General features: G+C 31.5%; 1 protein-coding gene. It reads left to right on the top strand.

Features of this window, described 5'->3' with window-relative positions; translation table 11 throughout:
* The coding region (rpoB, locus tag AMO08_RS03670) for a DNA-directed RNA polymerase subunit beta (RefSeq protein WP_075485287.1) at window positions 1–3,080 on the top strand (3,080 nt) is incomplete at both ends.

The following is a 3,080-nucleotide window of genomic DNA, read 5'->3' as shown; positions in this document are numbered from 1 at the left end:
AGTTGTTTACGAAATAGATCAAGAAAATAATACAAAAGATATTTTATCAGCTAAAGAGCAAGAAGTTTATATGGGTGAAGTTCCTATGATGACTAATAGTGGAACTTTTATCACTAATGGTGTTCAAAGAGTTGTAGTAAACCAAATGCATAGAAGTCCAGGTGTATTTTTCGATCATGATAAAGGAAAAACTCACGCAAGTGGTAAGCTTTTATTTAATTGTAGAGTAATACCTAATAGAGGTTCTTGGTTAGATTTTGAGTATGACGTTAAAGATTTTCTATATTTTAAAATTGACAGAAAAAAGAAAATTTTTTCATCTACTTTATTGTTAGCTTTAGGTTATACAAAATCCGAAATAGTAGATGAGTTCTATGAGAGCGAACAATATAATTTTGATTCAAAAACAGAAAAGTGGAAAACAAAGTTTAATCCTGAAAACTACAAAGCTAAAAATTTCTCTGAAGAAGTAATTGATGCAAAGACTGGTGAAGTAGTAATTAAATTAGGTGACAAGATTAATTTTTTAAGTGCAAAAAAATTAGCTAATGATGGTCTTAAAGACATACTAGTTTCTAAAGAGTCTTTGTTTGGTAAATTTTTACACAGAGATGTAAAAATTAATGAAGAAGAAGAGGGTGTATTTAAAATTGGGACTGAATTAAATGACACAATTATTCAACAAATTTTAGATGCAAATATTCATACACTTCAAATTTCTGTTACTAATTCTATAAATAAAGGACCATATCTACTTACTACAATTTTAGCTGATAAAAATAATAATAAAGACGAAGCTATCACTGAAATCTATAAAATGTTAAGACCAGGAGAGCCCCCAACCATAGAGATAGCAACTCAAATATTTAATAATCTTTTCTTTAGCTCAGATAGATATGATTTGTCTGATGTTGGAAGAGTTAAAATGAACTCAAGATTAAATCAAGAGTGTTCTGACAAAATAACCATATTAAGAAATGATGATATCATTGCAATTATTCATAAAATGTTGGATTTACGCGATGGTAAAGATGATGTTGATGATATAGATCACCTTGGAAATAGAAGGGTACGTTCTGTTGGAGAGTTAGTTGAGAACCAAGCTAGAATTGGTGTTTATAGAATGGAAAGAGCCATTAAAGAAAAAATGACAACTCTAGATGTTGAGTCAGCAATGCCACAAGATCTAATTAATGCAAAACCATTAACAGTTTCATTGAAAGATTTTTTTGCAAGTTCACAACTATCTCAGTTTATGGACCAAACAAATCCATTATCAGAAATTACTCACAAAAGAAGAGTTTCAGCGTTAGGCCCGGGTGGCTTGACAAGAGAGAGGGCAGGTTTTGAAGTTAGAGATGTGCATCCAACACACTATGGAAGAATTTGTCCAATTGAGACTCCCGAGGGTCCAAATATTGGTTTGATTAATAGTTTATCTACATATGCAAAAATTAATAAGTATGGCTTCATTGAAAGTCCATACAAAAAAGTAAAAGATGGAGTAGTTCAAGATAAAGTTGAATACTTATCAGCAATGGAAGAAACTAAATTTACAATTGCTCAAGCAAATACAAAACTTGATAAAAATGGAAAAATTACTGAAGAACTAGTTTCATGCAGACAAAATTTAAATTTTCTTTTGTCTAAACCTGACTCTATAGATTACATTGACGTTTCACCAAAACAACTAGTTTCAGTTGCAGCATCATTAATTCCATTCCTAGAAAATGATGATGCAAACAGAGCCTTAATGGGATCAAATATGATGAGACAAGCAGTTCCATTATTAAAACCTGAGTCGCCACTTGTTGGTACAGGAATTGAAAGTGATGTAGCTTTAGACTCTGGAGTAACCATTGTTGCTAGGCGTGATGGAATTGTTGATAAAATAGATGGTAAAAGAATTGTTATCAAAGTAACTGAGGAAACAGACTTTAGTAAGTCTGGTGTAGATATCTATAATCTTCAAAAATTTAAAAGATCAAACCAAAATACCTGCATAAATCAAAGACCATTAGTTAGAGTTGGTGACAAAGTTAAATCTGGAGATATTATTGCAGATGGTCCTTCAACAAAATTGGGTGAACTTGCTTTAGGTAAGAATGTTACTGTAGCTTTCATGCCATGGCAAGGTTACAACTTTGAGGACTCAATTCTTATTTCAGAAAGATGTGTTACAGATGATGTATTTACATCTGTTCATATTGTTGAATATGAAATAATGGCGAGAGATACAAAACTTGGTGAAGAAGAAATCACAAGAGATATACCAAATGTAAATGAAGAGGCTTTAAAAAACCTTGATGAATCAGGAATAGTTTATATTGGAGCGGAGGTTAATGCTGGAGATATTTTAGTTGGTAAAGTTACTCCAAAGGGAGACTCGGCATCTGGTCCTGAAGAAAAATTATTAAGATCAATATTCGGAGAAAAAGCTATTGATGTAACTGATACATCTTTAAGAATGTCTAGAGGATCAAGTGGAACGGTAGTTGATGTAAGAGTATTCAATAGACATGGAATTGAGAAAGATGAGAGATCAATAACTATTGAAAGAGCTGAGATTGAACAAGTTCAACAAGATAAAATTGTTGAGGAAGAAATATTAGAAAGAAGTATTAAGCAAAGAGCTTCACAATTTTTGTCAGGATCCGTTTTAACTAAAAAAGTTAAAGATCTATCCGAAGGAACTAAGTTAGATTTTGATACAATTAATAAACTATCTATTAATGATGTCTTCAAAATCACAGTAGGGAATGTAAATGACGAAACAACATTAGCTCAACTAAAAGATCAATATAATAAAGCAAAACAAGACATTACAGAGAGATTTGAAGATAAAGTTTTAAAAATTAGAAGTGGAGATGATTTATTACCAAGCGTTATGAAAATGGTAAAAGTATTCGTTGCTATAAAAAGAAGATTAAGACCTGGTGATAAAATGTCAGGAAGACATGGAAACAAAGGAGTTGTAAGTAAAATTGTACCTGTAGAGGATATGCCATATAGAGAAGACGGTAGACCAGTTGATATTGTATTAAACCCACTAGGTGTTCCAAGTAGGATGAAGAAAATAT

The sequence above is a fragment of the Candidatus Pelagibacter communis genome, assembly GCF_001180205.1.
Taxonomy (GTDB): domain Bacteria; phylum Pseudomonadota; class Alphaproteobacteria; order Pelagibacterales; family Pelagibacteraceae; genus Pelagibacter; species Pelagibacter ubique_O.
The sequence above is the reverse complement of the archived record's forward strand: the minus strand, read 5'-3'. Positions and strand labels throughout refer to the sequence as shown.